This window comes from Micromonospora aurantiaca ATCC 27029 (assembly GCF_000145235.1).
Classification (GTDB): Bacteria; Actinomycetota; Actinomycetes; order Mycobacteriales; family Micromonosporaceae; genus Micromonospora; species Micromonospora aurantiaca.
The window spans coordinates 6697966-6713357 of the sequence record NC_014391.1; the positions used below are offsets into that span (position 1 = coordinate 6697966).

Consider the following 15392-nt stretch of genomic DNA (forward strand, 5'->3'; position numbering starts at 1 on the left):
TCAGGCGCACTTCCCGTGGAACGGTCGTGTCGTCGTGACCTCTGAGCGGCCCGCGCTGCCGGGCCCGCCCTATTTCTTCCTCAGCTACGTCCCCCCGCCGACACACAACGACCGCACCCCGGGCGACCACTGGGTCCGCCGCTTCTACCACGATCTCAACCTGGCGATCGACGGCCGGCCCGGCGACCGGTTACGCCGGCAGGGCTTCGCCGACTTCATGGTGCGGCCGCCGGAGGATCGGACGGAACGAAAACGCACCGCGCTGGCCGAGGCCGAGGTGTTCGTGCCGTTGTACTCGCCGGACTACCTCAACCGGGACGACTCGCGCCGGGAACGGGAGTGGTTCCGGCAACGGCTGATCCGGGCCGGCCGGCCGGCCGACGGCGACAACATCCTGCCGGTCCTGTGGATCCCGTCGCCCGCCGCGGTGCACGCGCCGGACCAGGCCCGGGCGGTGGCGATGGCCGCCGACGTGGATGCGTACGCGGCGAACGGCATGAGCGCGCTCTGCCGGCTCCAGAAGTTCCAGCACGCCTACAAGGAGGTGCTGGGCCGGCTCGCCCAGCACATCGTCGACACCGCCGAGCAGACGCCGCTGCAACCGGCCGAGCCGCCGACCGGCCCGACCGATCTGCCGTCGTCCCCGACCAGCGAGGTGCCGTTCCGGGCGGTGGTGATCGCGCCCGAGGAACCGGCCGACCCGGGACGGCTCAACGGGCGGTCCGACACGCACGCCGGCCGGTGGCGCCCGTTCCGCGACCGGCCGCCGGTGGTCGACGACGTGACCGACGCGGTGCAGCGGCTGCGGATGCCGATCGACGTCCGCGACTTCGTACCGGACGCCGGGCTGTTCCGGGGCTGCCCGGGCGTACTCATGATCGATCCTCGGGTGGTCGAGACGCCGGACGGTGCGGAGGCCGTCCGCGCGGCCGTCGCCTCGCTGCACCGCTGGGTGGGCGTCGTGGTGATCATCGAGGACTCGGCACCCGGTCGCCGCTCCCACGCGGCGGTGCTGCTCGACCGGGCCATCGAGATCTTCCCGGCCGCGGCACGCCCACTGGCGATCACCACTTACGACGACTGGCGGGCCGGGATCCACGGCCTGGTCGACCGGATGCGCCGCCGCTACCTGGAGGCGAGACCGGCCTACCCGCCGCCGGGACGGCCGATCAGCAAACCCCGGCTCTGGGAGAACCCGCCGCCCGACGAGGGAGTGGACACATGACCCGACGCGAGGGACAGGTCGTCACCTTCTACTCCTACAAGGGCGGCACCGGCCGGACGATGGCGCTGGCGAACGTCGCCTGGATCCTCGCCGCCAACGGCAAGCGGGTGCTCGCAGTCGACTGGGACCTGGAGTCCCCCGGCCTGTCGCGCTTCTTCGCGCCGTTCATCGACCGGGACGCGCTGGAGAGCACCGGCGGGGTGATCGACCTGATCCGGGAGTACGAGTGGGCGACCACCACCAAGCAGGACAAGGGCGACGACCGCTGGCACGAGCAGTACGCCCGCGTGCACAAGTACTCGTTCTCGCTGAACTGGTCGAACTTCCCCGGTGACGGGACGCTGGACTTCCTCGGCGCGGGCCAGCAGAACAACGACTACGCCGGCGCGCTCGCCGGGATGAACTGGGACGAGTTCTACGAGCGGCAGGGCGGCGGCTACTTCTTCGACGCGCTGCGCGCCGACATGAAGCGCAACTACGACTACGTGCTGATCGACAGCCGCACCGGTTTCTCCGACGTGGCCGACATCTGCACCATCCAGCTGCCGGACGTGCTGGTCACCTGCTTCACCCTCAGCGAGCAGGGCATCACCGGCGCGGCCAAGGTGGCGCGGCTGGTCGAGCACCGCTACGGGTCGCGGCGGATCCGGGTGCTGCCCGTACCGATGCGGATCGACCCGGCGGAGAAGGTCAAGGCGGACACCGGGCGGGCGGTGGCGCGGCAGCGCTTCAGCGGTCTGCCGAGCGGGATGAGCGAGGCCGACCGGGACCGGTACTGGGCCCGGATGCAGGTGCCCTACCAGGCGTTCTACGCGTACGAGGAACTGCTCGCCACGTTCGCCGACCAGCCCGGCGTCAACGGATCGCTGCTGTCCGCGTACGAGGTGCTGGCCCGGGAGATCACCCGGGGCGAGGTGGAGTCGCTGCCGCCGATGAGCAGCGCGGTACGCGAGCGGGTCAACGCCCGGTTCACCCGTACCTCCAACTCGGTGGAGAACGAGATCCTGCTCCGGCACGCCCCGTACGACCGGGTGTGGGCGGAGTGGATCGGTCACCTGCTGGTCTCGGCCGACGTCCGGGTGACCGACCCGTGGTTCGCCGAGGACGAGACGCCCCGGAGCGCCCGGGAGCTGATCATCGTCTCCGAGGCGAACGCCACCGAGGAGGCGGTGCTCGCCGCGCCGGACCGCTCGCCCGACCAGGCGCCGCTCGTCGTCTACGTGGCCGACGTGCGGCGCCTGGCGAACGTGCCCGCGGCGCACACCGTCTCGGTCGCCGGGCTGGAGGCGCGGACCGCCGCCGCGCGGATCCTGCGCCTGGTCGGCCGCGAGGGCGTGCCAGCCGACCTGGAACTGCCGACCGGTCCCCGGTTCCCCGGCCGGGACAACACGGTGTTCGAGGTGCCGGGCCGCAACAAGCGCTTCACCGGCCGGGAGGCGGACCTGCGCGAGCTTCGGACGCTGCTGCGCAGCAGCCCGAAGGTGGTGCTCTCCGGCACCGGGCCGGTGGCGTTGCAGGGCATGGGCGGCATCGGCAAGAGCCAGCTCGCGCTGGAGTACGCCCACCGCTACCGTGCCGCGTACGACATGGTGTGGTGGATCGACGCCGACCAGGTGCCGTTCATCGAGTCGGCCATCGGTGACCTGGCGCCCTACCTGGGCGTACCGTCGTCGGACTCGAACCGGGAGAACGCCCGGCTGGTGCTCCAGGCGCTGCGCCGCACCGACCTCCGCTGGCTGCTGATCATGGACAACGCGGACGAGGTCGAGGGCGTCCTGCCGTACGTGCCGGACGGCAAGGGCCACGTCCTGATCACGTCCAGGAACCTGCAGTGGGTCGAGCGGGCCACCACCGTTCAGGTCGACGTGTTCAAGCGCGCGGAGAGCATCCAGCACCTCACCGAGCGGGTGCCGACCATGCGCGTCGACCAGGCCGACCGGATCGCCGCCCTGCTCGGCGACCTGCCGATCGCTGTCACGGCCGCCGCGGCCTGGCTCGCCGACACCGGCCACTCCGTCGACAGCTACCTCAACGAGATCGCCAGGTTCGGACCGGGCGCGGTGATGGAGCCGAACAGCAACGTCTCCGTGGAGGCCACCTGGGAGCTGTCGCTCAACCACCTGCGGACCCGCAACCCGGCCGCCTACCGGGTGCTGCAACTCTGCTCGGTGTTCGCGCCCGAGATCTCCGCCGACCTGGTCTACAGCGACGAGTTCGCCGAGGCGCTGGTGCCGTTCCACCCGCAGGCGAAGGAACGGCTGGTCCGCCAGCAACTGGTGCAGCAGGCCAACCGGCTCGCGCTGGTCCGCGTCGACCTGCGGGCCGAGAACCCGTCCGGCGGCGAGCGGGGCCGGGGCGGCCTGGTGCTCATGCACCGCCTGCTCCAGCACGCCGTCCGGTCCCGGATGACGGAGGCGCAACTCGACGAGGCGCGCCAGCAGGTCCACCTCGTGCTCGCCGCGGCCCGGCCCGAGGGCGAGGTCGACGACCCCGACGGCTGGCCCCGGTTCCGGGTCATCTGGCCGCACCTGGAGGCGTCGAAGGCGCCGCTGAGCCGCAAGGTGGAGGTGCGGGCGCTGATGATCGACCGGGTCCGCTACCTCCAGTTGCGCGGCGACCTGGAGACCGGCCGGCGGCTCGGGCAGGAGGTCGCGCAGACCTGGGAGCAGATGCTCGCGGAGGAGGACGACGCGCGGGCGCGCGACGACCTGCGCCGGCAGTTGCTGCACCTCCAGTTCAACCTCGCCAACATCCTCGCCTTCCTCGGGCAGTTCACCGAGTCGCGGGCGCTGGACGAGGAGGTGCTCGCCGCCCAGCGGGAACTGCTCGGCGAGGACCACCCGCACACGCTGATGACCGCCGGCGGGCTCGCCCGCGACCTGCGCGGCATGGGCATGTACAACGAGGCGCTGCGCCTGGACGAGATCACGTTCAACGCGTGGAAGCGGAACTTCACCGAGGAGCACCCGCGTACCCTCGCCGCGCTCAACAACCTCGCCAGCACCCAGCGCCTGATGGGCGACTTCCGGGAGGCCCGCAAGAACGACGAGATGGTGCTGGCCGGGCGCCGCGCGATTCTCGGGGAGAACCACCCGGACACGCTCGCCTCCTCCGCGTACGTCGGCATCGACATGCGCGACGCGGGCGACTTCGAGCAGTCGGTCACCCGCCTGCGCAGCGTCCACCGGGACCTGCTGCACACGGCCGGGCCCGAACACCTCATCACCCTGCGGACGCAGACGAACCTGGCGGTGTCGCTGCGCGCGGCCGGGCACGCGGTCGAGGCGGGCAAGCTCCTCGAAGCCGCGTACGAGCTGCTGAACGAGCGGTTCGGGCCGGACAACCCGGAGACGCTGACCTGCCGGCTGAGCCTGTCGATCAACCTGCTCACGGTCGACCTGTTCCAGCGCGCCAGCCGGGAACTCACCGAGGTGCACCGCATCTACCAGCGCAACCTCGGCCCGGCGCACCCGCTGACCCTGGTCTGCATGGTCAACCTCGCCATGGTGGCCCGCCGCGCCGGAGACTTCGCCGAGGCGCGGCAGCTCGCCGGCCGGTCCGCCGACGCGCTCGCGGGCGTGCTGGGCAGCGGGCACCCGTACCCGCTCTCCGGCTGGATGAACCAGGGCATCTGCATCGCCGAACAGCCCGACCCGCCGGAAGGCCGGGAGGCGGCGGACCTGGAGGCGCTGAGCCTGCTGCGGCGCGCCCACGACGGCCTGGTCCGGACCCTCGGCCGCGACCACACGAACACGTTGCGCTGCCGGGCGAACCTGGTGGTGATGCAGGAGCGGGTGGAGAGCGGCCGGCGGGCGGAACTGGAGGCGGTCACCCGCGAGCTGACCTACCGGCTGGGCGAGAACCACCCGGCGGTCGAGGCCGTCCGGGAGAGCCGGCTGCAGCGGCGCATCATCGACCCGCATCCGATCTGACAGCGGTCCGCTCCACCGGGTCGGCCAGCCACGCGAGGATCTCCGGCAGCACCTCCACCGCGCCGAAGTGCGCGCTGCGCGGCTGCACGTGCAACTGCGCGCCGGGGATCTGCTCGGCCAGCCAGCGGGTGTGGCTGGCCGGGGCGAAGTTGTCGTCGGCGCCGTGCCACAGCCGGACCGGCATCCGGATGTCCGCCAGCGTGATCCCCCAGTCGGCGCGTAACGCCAGCACGTCGTCGATCCAGCCGTGCGGCCCCTGGCGCAGCGCCTCGGCGTAGGCGTCGGTGAGCTGCCGGCGGATCGGCACGCCGGCCACCACCCGGCGGTCGGCCTCGGTCATCTGCTCGACCAGCAGCGCCAGCAGCGAGCCCGGGTCGTCCATGGTCCGCTCGGCCCGCAGCCGCAACTGCTCGGCGAGCACCGGCACGTCGTGCTCGGCGGCGCCGTAGTCCCGGACGTTGGCGTCGGTCATGCCGCCGAACCAGTCCAGCCCTGCCGCGCCGGCCGGGGCGAGACCGACCAGGACGGCGGTCCGCCGTACCCGGTCCGGCAGCAGCGCGGCGCAGGCCAGGGCGTGCGGGCCGCCGCCGGAGCGCCCCACCACCGAGAAGCCGTCCAGGCCCAGGTCGTCGGCGATGGCCGCGACGTCCGCCGCGGCGTCCGCGACGCGGCGGCCGGGCAGCCGGCTGGAGCCGCCGTAACCCGGCCGGTCGTACGAGATCAGCCGTACGCCGAGCCGGTGCAGCACGATGGACCGTGGTCGTGGGCCGTTGCGGCTGCCGGGTGTGCCGTGCATCAGGAACACGGGCCAGCCGCGTTCCGCCCCGGCGATGTCGACCGCCAGGTTCCTCCTTCCCGTCCGGACGATGTGCTCTCGGTGCGTGGGCGAGTGTGCCAATCGGGGCCTCCGGACGGGTGGTGGCGGTACGGGTGGCGTGGTCAGACCGCCCCGGCGGCCGGGATCTGGCCGGTCCGCCCGGTGTGATCGGACTGGTCGGATGCTGCGAGGACGCGCAGCGTGTCGAGGGCTGATGCCAGCGAGACCTCGGCCGGCACCCGGTCGTAGGCCCGCAGGTAGTCCAGGAGCAGCCGGCACAGGCTCGCCTCGTCGAGGAACTCGTCCGGCAGCCGGTGCGCGAGCAGGGCGTGCATCGTCTTCGGCGGGATCTTCGGCCAGGCCAGTTCGGCGTACTCGCTCAACGCCATCAGCAGCCACAGCGCGGTGCGGTTGTCGACCCGGGCGGCGGCGAACTGCTCGGCCATCTCGGCCGACACCACGCCGTCCTCCAGCGGCAGCTCCGCGAGCCGGTCCTCGATGTCGGCGAGCACCCGGCGGACCCGGGGCACGTACCGCTGCGGCAGCCGGTGGAGCCCGTGCCGCAGGATGAGCGCGTGCAGCACCGCGTGGTCGTCGGTCGTGCCGAGCGAGTCGACCAGCTCCGGGAACTCGTCGATCAGGTACGGGCACGAGATGATCAGTTCGGGCGGCGCGGTCGGCGAGTCGGGCAGCCGGCTCAACGCCACCCGGGTCAGCCCGCACACCACCTCGCGGGGCAACTGCGCGCCGTCCTCGGCGAGGCATTCCAGCAGGACAGTGGCGCTCGTGCTGGACACCGCCTCCGGTGACTCGACGGCGCGCGCCCACAGGCGCCGGTAGCTGCGCTCGTCGTACAGGATGAGCTGGTGCAGGGACGGCACCGGCCAGCGGCGGGTGGCCAGCGACACCAGGTCGGCGTGGAACCGGCCGGCCTCGAAGCTGTCCGGCTGCTGGCCGCGCCACGTCCGCGCGCCCGCCTGCAACTGGCCGTAGGTGGTGATGTCGCCGAGCAGCCGCGCCTCCTCGGCCGCCACGTTCACCGTCTCGCCCCGGCCTTCGCGCCGCCGCTCGGCGATGATCCGGCCGTCGGCGTCCCGGCCGAGCCAGCTGATCATCGCGAGCTGGCCCTTCTCGTCCAGTCCCGCCCGCCACAGCCGGACCGTGGACACCCAGGTCGCCTCGTCCATCAGATCGGTGTGGCGTACGCCGTCCGGCGACACCAGCGCGGCGAGGGCGACCAGGTTGGCGGTGTACGCGGCGAGCAGCCGCACCGGGTCGTACGGCGCGGGCCGGTAGCCGTCCACGCCGGCCAGGTTGGTCCGCTGCCGGGCCTCGGCCAGCAGGCCGGCGATGGTCTCCACGATCCCGTCCAGCTCCTCCGGGTGGCGGGAGGCGAGCTCCCGGGCGAAGCCCACCACCGCCTCGCGCTTCACCAGCGGCTGGTGGGAGAGCAGCGCCCGGAACTGGCCGGTGTCCAGCTGGTAGCCGAAGCCGGCCGGGCTGCGGGTGTGCCGGCGCAGCACGGCCAGGCTCCGCAGCGCCCCGATGACGTACTCGGCGATCAGGAAGTCGCCGATCGTGGTGTGCAGGAACTCGTACGTGCGTCGGGCGTCCTCGCCCTGCACGTCGTCCGGGCCGTACACCACGAAGAACGCGGCGGTGACCAGCTGTTCCGGGCCGAGCACGTCGCCGAGTTCGAAGCGCGAGCCGTCTCCGGGCCCGGAGCCGAAGCAGTCCAGGTCGAGACGGAGCGCGGCCCGGTTCACCAGTTCCCGGTTGCGGTTGAACATGGCGAACGCGGTGATCGCCAGGTCGCGCCGGAGCTGGTGTTCGCGGGCCTCCCGCTCGTGGTTCGCGAGGGCGGTCGGTGCCTTCTCGCTCACCTGCCGCCTGATGAACGCGGTGAGCAGGCCGGTGAACAGGTCGGATCGGGAGATGGCGGCGCCGGGACGGCGGTCGGCCCAGTGCTCGTTGTAGTAGATCGCCAGCAGCGTGAGCAGCAACGGCTGACGGGCCAGCTCGCCGTGGGACAGCAGCTCCCGGGCGGACAGCCGGCGGTAGCCGGGCCGGTCCTCGTTTGCCGCGTTCACGGCGGTCAGCCAGGCCGTCACCTGGGCGTCGGTCAGATCCTCCAGCCGGACCAGCACTGTGCCCTGCGGCACGCTGGCGCGGTCCATCACCAGGATCCGCGACGTGATGATCGGGATGACCGAGTAGCCCAGATCCCACTGGGTCTCCTGGAACTCGGCCACCCGGTCGATGTACTGGGAGTGGGCCGTGCCGGTGACCTGGACGAGTTCGTCGAACCCGTCGAAGATCACCACGACGGTGGTGTGCTGGGTGGCCCGGCGCAGGTCCGCCCAGCGGATGCGCTCGTCCATCACCTGCTCGATCGCGGCCTCGATCTGCTCGGTCGGCGACGTGTCCCCGGACATCCGGCGCAGCGGCACCACTATCGCGGTGAACCGGCTCGCCGGCAGCCGGGCCGCGATCACCCGGGTCAGCAGCGTCTTGCCGGCGCCCGGCTGGCCGAGGAGCAGCAGCGGACGGTGCAGGCTCGCCGGGTCGGTCAGATACTCGGAGAGGAACCCGACGAGGTCACCCCGGCGCGGCTGGTCCTCCCACCAGTGCTCCCGCTCCGGTGACGTGTGCTTGCCGTACTCGGCGGCCCGGAAGTCGGGGCTGATGAACCCGCTGTCCACGTTCGGCAGCCGCAGGTGGAAGTCGACGTCCTTGATCCGCAGCAGCGGCTGCCGGAACACCGCCGCCAGCGACCCGGTGAGCCGGTCGAGCGACTCGCGGAGCAGGTCGGGCCGGTCGGCGGCCACCGGACCGGACAGCTCGTCCAGGTTGCGGTAGAGCTGCGCCAGCGCGTCCAGCCGGGCCGAGACCTCGGTGGTGAGCTTCCGGTTGTCGATCAGGTTGTGCTCGATCGCCTGCCGGATCATCCGGAACCCGAACTCGGGGAGGTCCGCGGCGAGCCGGTCGAAGCGGTCCTCGTAGTGCCACATGGCCCGGCCCACCACGCGGGAGCGCATCGACGTGAGGTCGAGCCCGCGCCGCACCGACGGCCAGGCGGCGAGACCCTCGCAGAAGGCGATGGTGGCGTCGTAGAGCTTGACGTACGCGGCCTCGACGTCCCGCCGGGTGTCGTCCATGCCGTGCACGGAGGAGGGCAGCGGGAAGTAGCCGCCGTCGATCTCCTGCGGAAGCGTGTGGTGCCGCCGCTCGGCCGGCACCATGCCGACCTTCTCCTCGTCGGTCAGTTCCAGCCTGTCGAAACCCGGCCCGACCTCGTCGCGGAAACCGTCGAAGAACGCGGAGAGGGCCAGCACGGTATGGCTGGCCTCCAGCAGCTCGTAATACGATTTTCCGCCGGTTGCCCGGATGCGCCCGGCCTGGTTTCCGGTGGCGTCCCGGACGAGCTGCATGAGCGCGTTCTTCGGGCCGAGCAGCGCGAGCGCCGTACCGTGGGAGAGGGCCCCAGCGCCCAGGATCCCCGCGCTGACGACCTTGTCGGTCTCGGTGATGCGCGCGCTGCCCGGGGCCAGCAGTCGTAACGCATCTCGATAGCTGAGGCTCGAACGGCGCGGCATGCCGCCCCTTCCGCTGCTGGCGATCGGATTCTTCAAGGATAGAAACTTCAGTGACGGAAAGCTATCGATTCCTCACCGGGCGGCGGCTTTGCGACGACTTTTCCATTCATTCATCTCATTCATCTGGTAAATGCGGCCAAGGCGTACCGACCTCTATGATCGACGGGTGGACCACACACGGGTACGGCAGGCGTACGGCACGATCGCGCCGCTCTACATCGAACTGTTCGGCACCACCGGCCACGTCCACGCGGACGACCTCGCCCTCATCGGCCGTCACCTGACCGTCCGGACCGGCCCGGTGCTCGACCTGGGATGCGGGCCCGGTCACCTCACCGACCATCTCCGTTCGCTGGGCGTCGACGCCACCGGGATCGACATGGTTCCCGAGTTCGTCGCGCACGCGCGGGCGACGCATCCGGACTGCGCATACCGGCTCGGGTCACTGGACGACCTCGCCGTCCCCGACCACTCCGTCGCCGGCATCCTCGCCTGGTACTCACTGATCCACCTCCCGCCACCGGACCTCGACGGCGTGCTGGCGGAGTTCCGCCGCGCGATCGTGCCGGGTGGACCGCTCGTGGCCGGCATCTTCGTCGGTGACGAGGTGGGTGCCTTCGAGCACAAGGTCGCCACCGCGTACCGCTGGCCGGTGGACGAGTTCTCCGCGCGGCTGCGGCAGGCGGGGTTCGCGGAGGTCGAGCGTCTGACGCGCCTGGACGACGCCCACCGCCCGCACGCCGCCGTCGCGGCCGTGGCTTCCGGGGCCTGAGCGCGCACCATCGTCACCAGGCCGCAACCGAACGCGGATCGCGGGGTGACACGGCACTGTCACCGTCGGAGCATGGCCGCACGAAGGGGTACGAGGACACGCCGGGCCGTCGCGGCACCGGCCGCCGCCCTGATCGTGCTGGCCGGACTGACCTCCTGTACGCCGGAGGTGAAGGGCGTCACCGGCCTCACAGTGGACGCCCACGGCCGGCCGCACGCGGCGCTCGCCTGGTGCGCGGACCGGCCGCCCGACCTCGTGGTGCTCACCTCCGTGGCGGAGTCCGCCTCGCCCGGTGCGCCCACACCGGAGCGGCCGTACTGGCCGAGGCGGAAGTACGACGTGCCTCGCGACGCCGCAGCGCCTGCCCTCGTACCCCTTGAGGGTTTCCCGCCCGGGCCGGTGGCCGACGGGCAGGCGGCGTTCCGGGTCTCCGGCGCCACCCACGACAACAGCTTCCGCACCGAGGGCGTGGACTTCCGGATCGCCGAACTGGCCGAGCTGCGGCCGGGTTCGGTCCTGGTCACCGACTTCGACGACAGCGGGGAGGTGCTGCGAACGGTCCCGCTCGACGAGTTCACCGAAATGGGCGAGAAAGCGTGCTGACCGCTGTGTCAGGATCGGCGTTCGGAGTTCGACGGCCGGAAGGACACCATGCCCGCGTACGCCATCGCTCACCTCCAGGACGCCGCCCCTCACCCGGACATCGCCGAATACATCGAGCGGCTCCCCGGCACCCTCGCCCCGCACGGCGGCCGCTTCCTCGTGCACGCCACGCCGCACGAGGTGAAGGAGGGCAACTGGCCCGGAGCCGTCGTGATGCTCGGCTTCCCGGGCATCGCCGAGGCGCGGGCCTGGTGGGACTCGCCCGCCTACCAGGAGATCGCGCCGCTGCGCTCGCGGCACATCGAGGGCGACATCATCCTGGTCGAGGGCGTCCCCGACGACTACTCCCCGACCGGCATCGTGCAGGCGATCCGGGCGGCGGCCTCCTGAGCCGGCCTGGCCGGCGCGCCCGCGACCTGGGGATCGTCGTCGGGTCGCTGCCCACCGGGCCGCACAACGCGATCACCGATGTCCCCGGCGTCCTGGTGGGTCACACCACCGTCGACGACGGCGCCGACCTGCACACCGGCGTGACAGCGATCGTGCCGAGCGGGCTCGGCCCCGGACGGTGGACGCTGCCCGCGGCGGTGTACACCGGCAACGGCCACGGAAAGCTCGTCGGCTCGACCCAGGTGGACGAGCTCGGCGTACTGGAGTCTCCGGTCGTGCTGACCGCCACGCTGTCGGTGTTCCGGGCGGCGGACGCGCTGCTCGGGCACCTGATGGAGCGCCGGCCGGACGGGCTGTCGTTCAACCCGCTGGTCGGTGAGACCAACGACGGGCACCTGTCGGACATCCGCCGCCGCCCGATCACCGAGGAACACGTCCTGGCGGCCGTCGCGGGGGCGACCGACGGGCTTCCCGCCGAGGGCTGTGTCGGGGCCGGCGCGGGCACCACCGCCCTGGGCTACAAGGCAGGCATCGGCACCTCGTCCCGCACGGTCTGGACCGACGGCGGCACGCGGACGGTCGGCGCGCTGGTCCAGTCCAACTTCGGCGGCGTCCTCACCGCACTCGGCGTGCCGCTACCGGTCGACGAGCTGGTCCCGGCCGCCGACCGGACCGAACCACCCGGCAACTCGTGCATGATCGTGGTGGCGACCGACGTACCGCTGGACGCGCGCCAGCTCCGGCGGCTCGCCCGCCGGGCGGTGTTCGCGATGGCCCGGGTGGGTGCGTCCTTCAGCACCACGAGCGGCGACTACGCGATCGCGTTCACCACGTCGGACCAGCCGCCGATCCCGGACGGCGCGATCGATCCGGTCTTCGCCGCCGTGCTGGACGCGGTGGAGGAGGCGCTGCTCAACTCGCTGTTCACCGCCGTCACCACCACCGGTGTGGGCGGTCGTACGAGTCACGCGGTTCCCCACCGGGCCGCCGTCGAGCGGCTGGCGGCGGCGGGACGGCTCACGGCCCGGCCGTACGCCTGATCCACTGCGCCCCTCGCCGTCGGCCGTTCGGCGAGGGGCCGAGTCCGATCATCCGCCGCATCGATGCCGGTATTCCGGCAGCTGCCCACCACTTCGTCGCTTATCGCGCCGGTAAGGGCCGGTCTGTCGGCTCAGCGACACTCCCGTGCGGACACATCGCTCCACACTGCCCGCTGTGACCGAAATCCCTCCCCCGAACCCGTGGCACGGGCAGGGCCCGCCGCCTCCACCGCCCCATCAGCCCGGCATGCCGTTCGCGCCACCGCCACGGCCGTCGTGGTGGAGCCGCCAGCCCGCGGCGATCAAGCTGCTCCTCGTCAGCGGCGTCGCGGTCCTCACCTGCTGCGGCGGGCTGCTCGGCATCGGCATCGCCGCCGGCCCCGCCACCGAACCGGACAAGGCACCGGAGAAGGCTGTCGCCCAGGAGGTGCCGACCGTGGCGGCGCCCACCACCACGGTCCCCGCGCCCGAGGTCAGCACCGTGTCGCCCGAGCCGTCGCCGTCACCCACCACGGCCGCGCCGACCACCGCGAAGCCCGCGTCGAAGCCGACCCCGCGCAAGACCACGAAGCCCGCCGTCTACTACAAGAACTGCGATGCCGTACGCGCAGCCGGCAAGGCGCCGCTGCTGCGCGGCCAGCCGGGGTACCGGACCGGGCTGGATCGTGACCTCGACGGCGAGGCCTGTGAGCCGGATGGCGGCAACGGTGACTCCGGCGGCGGAAGCACCGGCGGCGGCAGTTCGGGCGGCGGCGGCAACGACCCGCGCTTCGGCACCTGCAAGGAGGCGAACGCGAACGGGTACGGCCCGTACAGGCAGGGCAAGGATCCCGAGTACTACTGGTACATCGACCGGGACAACGACGGCACTGTCTGCGAGTGACACGCGACGCCGGGGCGGACCGTGCGGTGCCGCCCCGGTGGTCACTCCACCTCGTCGTCGAACGCCCGTCGGGCGTGCTCGATCTGCGCCATGTGGGCGTCGGCCCATTCGAGCAGCACGTCGACCGGCGCACGCAGCGTCTTGCCCAGCGGGGTGATCCGATACTCGACAGCGACCGGGCGCGTCGCCACGACGTGCCGTTCCACGATGCCGTTGCGTTCCAGTCGTCGCAGGGTCGCCGTCAGAGACTTCTGCGTCACCGCCGGGATCGCGCGGCGCAGCTCGTTGAAGCGGCACGGACGCTCGCACAGCTCGTTCAGGACGCTCAGCGACCACTTGTCCAGCACCTGATCGAGCAGCTCGCGGTGCGGTGCGTCGATGCGCAGCTCGGCGGCACCGGGGGTGGCGGTATCGCTCATGAAACCAGGTCTCCTTGAAGTGTCCTCCGTCAACTAGGTATCAATGGTAAACCTCAGTTGCCCAGTGGAGGAGCCCACATGTCAGTCACCCGTCTCAGCCCTGCCGGTCTTCAGCCGCACACGCCGTACCACCACGTGGCAGTCGCCACCGGGTCGCGCCACATCCACGTCAGCGGCCAGGTGGCACGACTGGACGACGGCTCACCCGTCGCCACCGGAGACCTGGCCGGTCAGGTCGCGCAGGTACTGCGCAACACCGGCCGCGCCCTCGCCGGCGCAGACTCGTCGTTCGAGGACGTGGTCCGGTTGACCTTCTACGTCACCGACTGGACGCCCGAGAAGATCGGGCCGTTCATGGCCGGGGTCGAGTCGGTCGCCGAGGAGCTCGGGCTCCCGCAGCCGCTTCCGCCGGCGTCGCTGATCGGCGTCGACCACCTGTTCGAGCCCGACGTGCTGGTGGAGTTGGAGGCGACAGCGATCGCGCAGTGAGCGCCGGGGTGCCCCTACGGTCCAGGGTCAGCTGGAGTTCACCGTAGGGGCACCTGGTCGGCCACACCCACCTGAGCCGTTTTCGGTGGCCTGGGCAGGCCACCGGGATCAGCCCGTGGTGCAGGATCGGATCTGGGGTCTGGCGCCGCTGTTGCCGTTCATCATCGTGGTGAAGCCGAAGGTGTTGCCGCTGCCGTTGGACCGCATCGTCATCACGTAACCGGTGCTGTCCCAACTGGGGGAGCCGTTCCAGGTGGTGGAGACCCGCTGCGGCGGGGTCAGAGCCACGACCACGGTCCAGTTGCCGGCCCCCTGAACCGTCACCGAGGTGTTGTACCGGTCACCCCAGACGTTGGGGGTCGTCGCCGTCGCTGTGCACCCGCCGCTGGGAGGCGGAGTGGTGGGAGGTGGAGTGGTCGGCGTGCCGGTCGGCGGCGGAGTGGTCGGCGGCGGAGTGCCGTCCGGGGCCACCGCTCGGCCGGTGCTCGGTGAAATCATGCCCGGACAGAGGTTGCGGCTGCTCAGGTTGGCCATGATCTGCGGAATCGCGTCGCGGGTGTTCTGAATGCCGTCGTGCATCAGGATCACCTGGCCGGCCTGGAGGCGGCCGGCGTTGGAAACGATCTGGCCGACGCTGGCGCCGTTCCAGTCCTGGGAGTCGACGTCCCAGATCACCTGGCGCAGGCCGAGCGACGAGGCGACCGACTGGAGGGTCGAGTTGGTCTCCCCGTAGGGCGGGCGGAACAACTGCGGCCGGACGCCCGTCGCCGACTGGATCGCCGAGTTGGTCTGGGAGAGGTCCGACTGCATCTGGCTCTGGCTCATCGAGGTCATGTGCGCGTGGTTCCAACTGTGGTTGGCCACCCACATGCCCGCGTCGACCTGGGCCCGCGCGGCGGACGGGTTGCTCTGCACGTTCTGCCCGACGTTGAACATGGTCGCCCGTACGCCGTTCGCGCGCAGCACGGACAGCAGTGCGCTGGTGCTGCCGGTCGGCCCGTCATCGAAGGTGAGGCCGACGTACCCGTTGCAGACGGCGGCGCTGGACGGAGTGGCGGCGACCGCGAGACCGGCGGCACTCAGCGCCACGGTGGAGGCGAGCACTGCCAACCGGACGGTGAGACGCGATGTTCGGGGGGTGGACGGGCGGCGGGAGCCGCCGATGCTGGCGTACATGCGCAGGTCCTCCTCGGGACGGGTGACACCTGACGACGCATGGCTTTAAT

Annotated in this window: 12 protein-coding genes; 8 read left to right on the plus strand and 4 right to left on the minus strand. The window is 71.7% G+C overall.

The genetic code is table 11. The features are described from left to right. The first annotated feature begins 34 nt into the window (after positions 1–34). The gene (locus MICAU_RS29920) at positions 35–1225 is read left to right on the plus strand and encodes a TIR-like protein FxsC (protein ID WP_013289095.1); all 1191 of its coding nucleotides are present in this window, start codon (positions 35–37) and stop codon (positions 1223–1225) included. Further along, positions 1222–5157, plus strand: coding sequence for an FxSxx-COOH system tetratricopeptide repeat protein (fxsT, locus tag MICAU_RS29925; RefSeq protein WP_013289096.1), 3936 nt, complete (start codon positions 1222–1224; stop codon positions 5155–5157). Before MICAU_RS29920 ends, fxsT begins: the two co-directional genes overlap by 4 nt. Here fxsT and MICAU_RS29930 read toward each other — a convergent pair. Continuing rightward, positions 5135–6055, minus strand: coding sequence for an alpha/beta fold hydrolase (locus MICAU_RS29930; protein WP_013289097.1), 921 nt, complete (start codon positions 6053–6055; stop codon positions 5135–5137). The genes fxsT and MICAU_RS29930 overlap by 23 nt on opposite strands. A 41-nt stretch (positions 6056–6096) precedes the next feature. Continuing rightward, on the minus strand, positions 6097–9570 hold the full coding sequence (locus MICAU_RS29935) for an NACHT domain-containing protein (RefSeq protein ID WP_013289098.1): 3474 nt from the start codon (positions 9568–9570) through the stop codon (positions 6097–6099). A gap of 130 nt (positions 9571–9700) precedes the next feature. Here MICAU_RS29935 and MICAU_RS29940 point away from each other — a divergent pair, with 130 nt between their 5' ends. The 5 genes from MICAU_RS29940 to MICAU_RS29960 all read left to right on the plus strand — a co-directional run bounded on the left by MICAU_RS29940 (position 9701) and on the right by MICAU_RS29960 (position 13258). Continuing rightward, on the plus strand, positions 9701–10342 hold the full coding sequence (locus tag MICAU_RS29940) for a class I SAM-dependent DNA methyltransferase (protein ID WP_013289099.1): 642 nt from the start codon (positions 9701–9703) through the stop codon (positions 10340–10342). A gap of 72 nt (positions 10343–10414) precedes the next feature. Continuing rightward, on the plus strand, positions 10415–10945 hold the full coding sequence (locus tag MICAU_RS29945; protein ID WP_013289100.1) for a response regulator: 531 nt from the start codon (positions 10415–10417) through the stop codon (positions 10943–10945). A gap of 48 nt (positions 10946–10993) precedes the next feature. Then, complete coding sequence (locus tag MICAU_RS29950; protein ID WP_013289101.1) at positions 10994–11335, plus strand: DUF1330 domain-containing protein; 342 nt, start codon at positions 10994–10996, stop codon at positions 11333–11335. Between the two features lie 47 nt (positions 11336–11382). Further along, the gene (locus tag MICAU_RS29955; RefSeq protein ID WP_205413738.1) at positions 11383–12375 is read left to right on the plus strand and encodes a P1 family peptidase; all 993 of its coding nucleotides are present in this window, start codon (positions 11383–11385) and stop codon (positions 12373–12375) included. 247 nt (positions 12376–12622) lie between these two features. Continuing rightward, entirely contained in the window at positions 12623–13258 is a 636-nt protein-coding gene (locus MICAU_RS29960) for an excalibur calcium-binding domain-containing protein (RefSeq protein WP_013289103.1), read from the plus strand. A 41-nt stretch (positions 13259–13299) separates the two neighbouring features. On the opposite strand, the gene MICAU_RS29965 is transcribed toward MICAU_RS29960, so the two are convergent. Continuing rightward, positions 13300–13677, minus strand: coding sequence for a winged helix-turn-helix transcriptional regulator (locus MICAU_RS29965; RefSeq protein ID WP_013289104.1), 378 nt, complete (start codon positions 13675–13677; stop codon positions 13300–13302). Between the two features lie 78 nt (positions 13678–13755). Between MICAU_RS29965 and MICAU_RS29970 the strand changes: the two genes are divergently transcribed. After that, entirely contained in the window at positions 13756–14166 is a 411-nt protein-coding gene (locus MICAU_RS29970; protein ID WP_013289105.1) for a RidA family protein, read from the plus strand. A gap of 108 nt (positions 14167–14274) precedes the next feature. Here MICAU_RS29970 and MICAU_RS29975 read toward each other — a convergent pair whose 3' ends face one another. Then, positions 14275–15342: a polysaccharide deacetylase family protein gene (locus MICAU_RS29975; RefSeq protein WP_013289106.1), complete on the minus strand. Its 1068-nt coding sequence runs from the start codon at positions 15340–15342 to the stop codon at positions 14275–14277. Positions 15343–15392 lie beyond the last annotated feature (50 nt).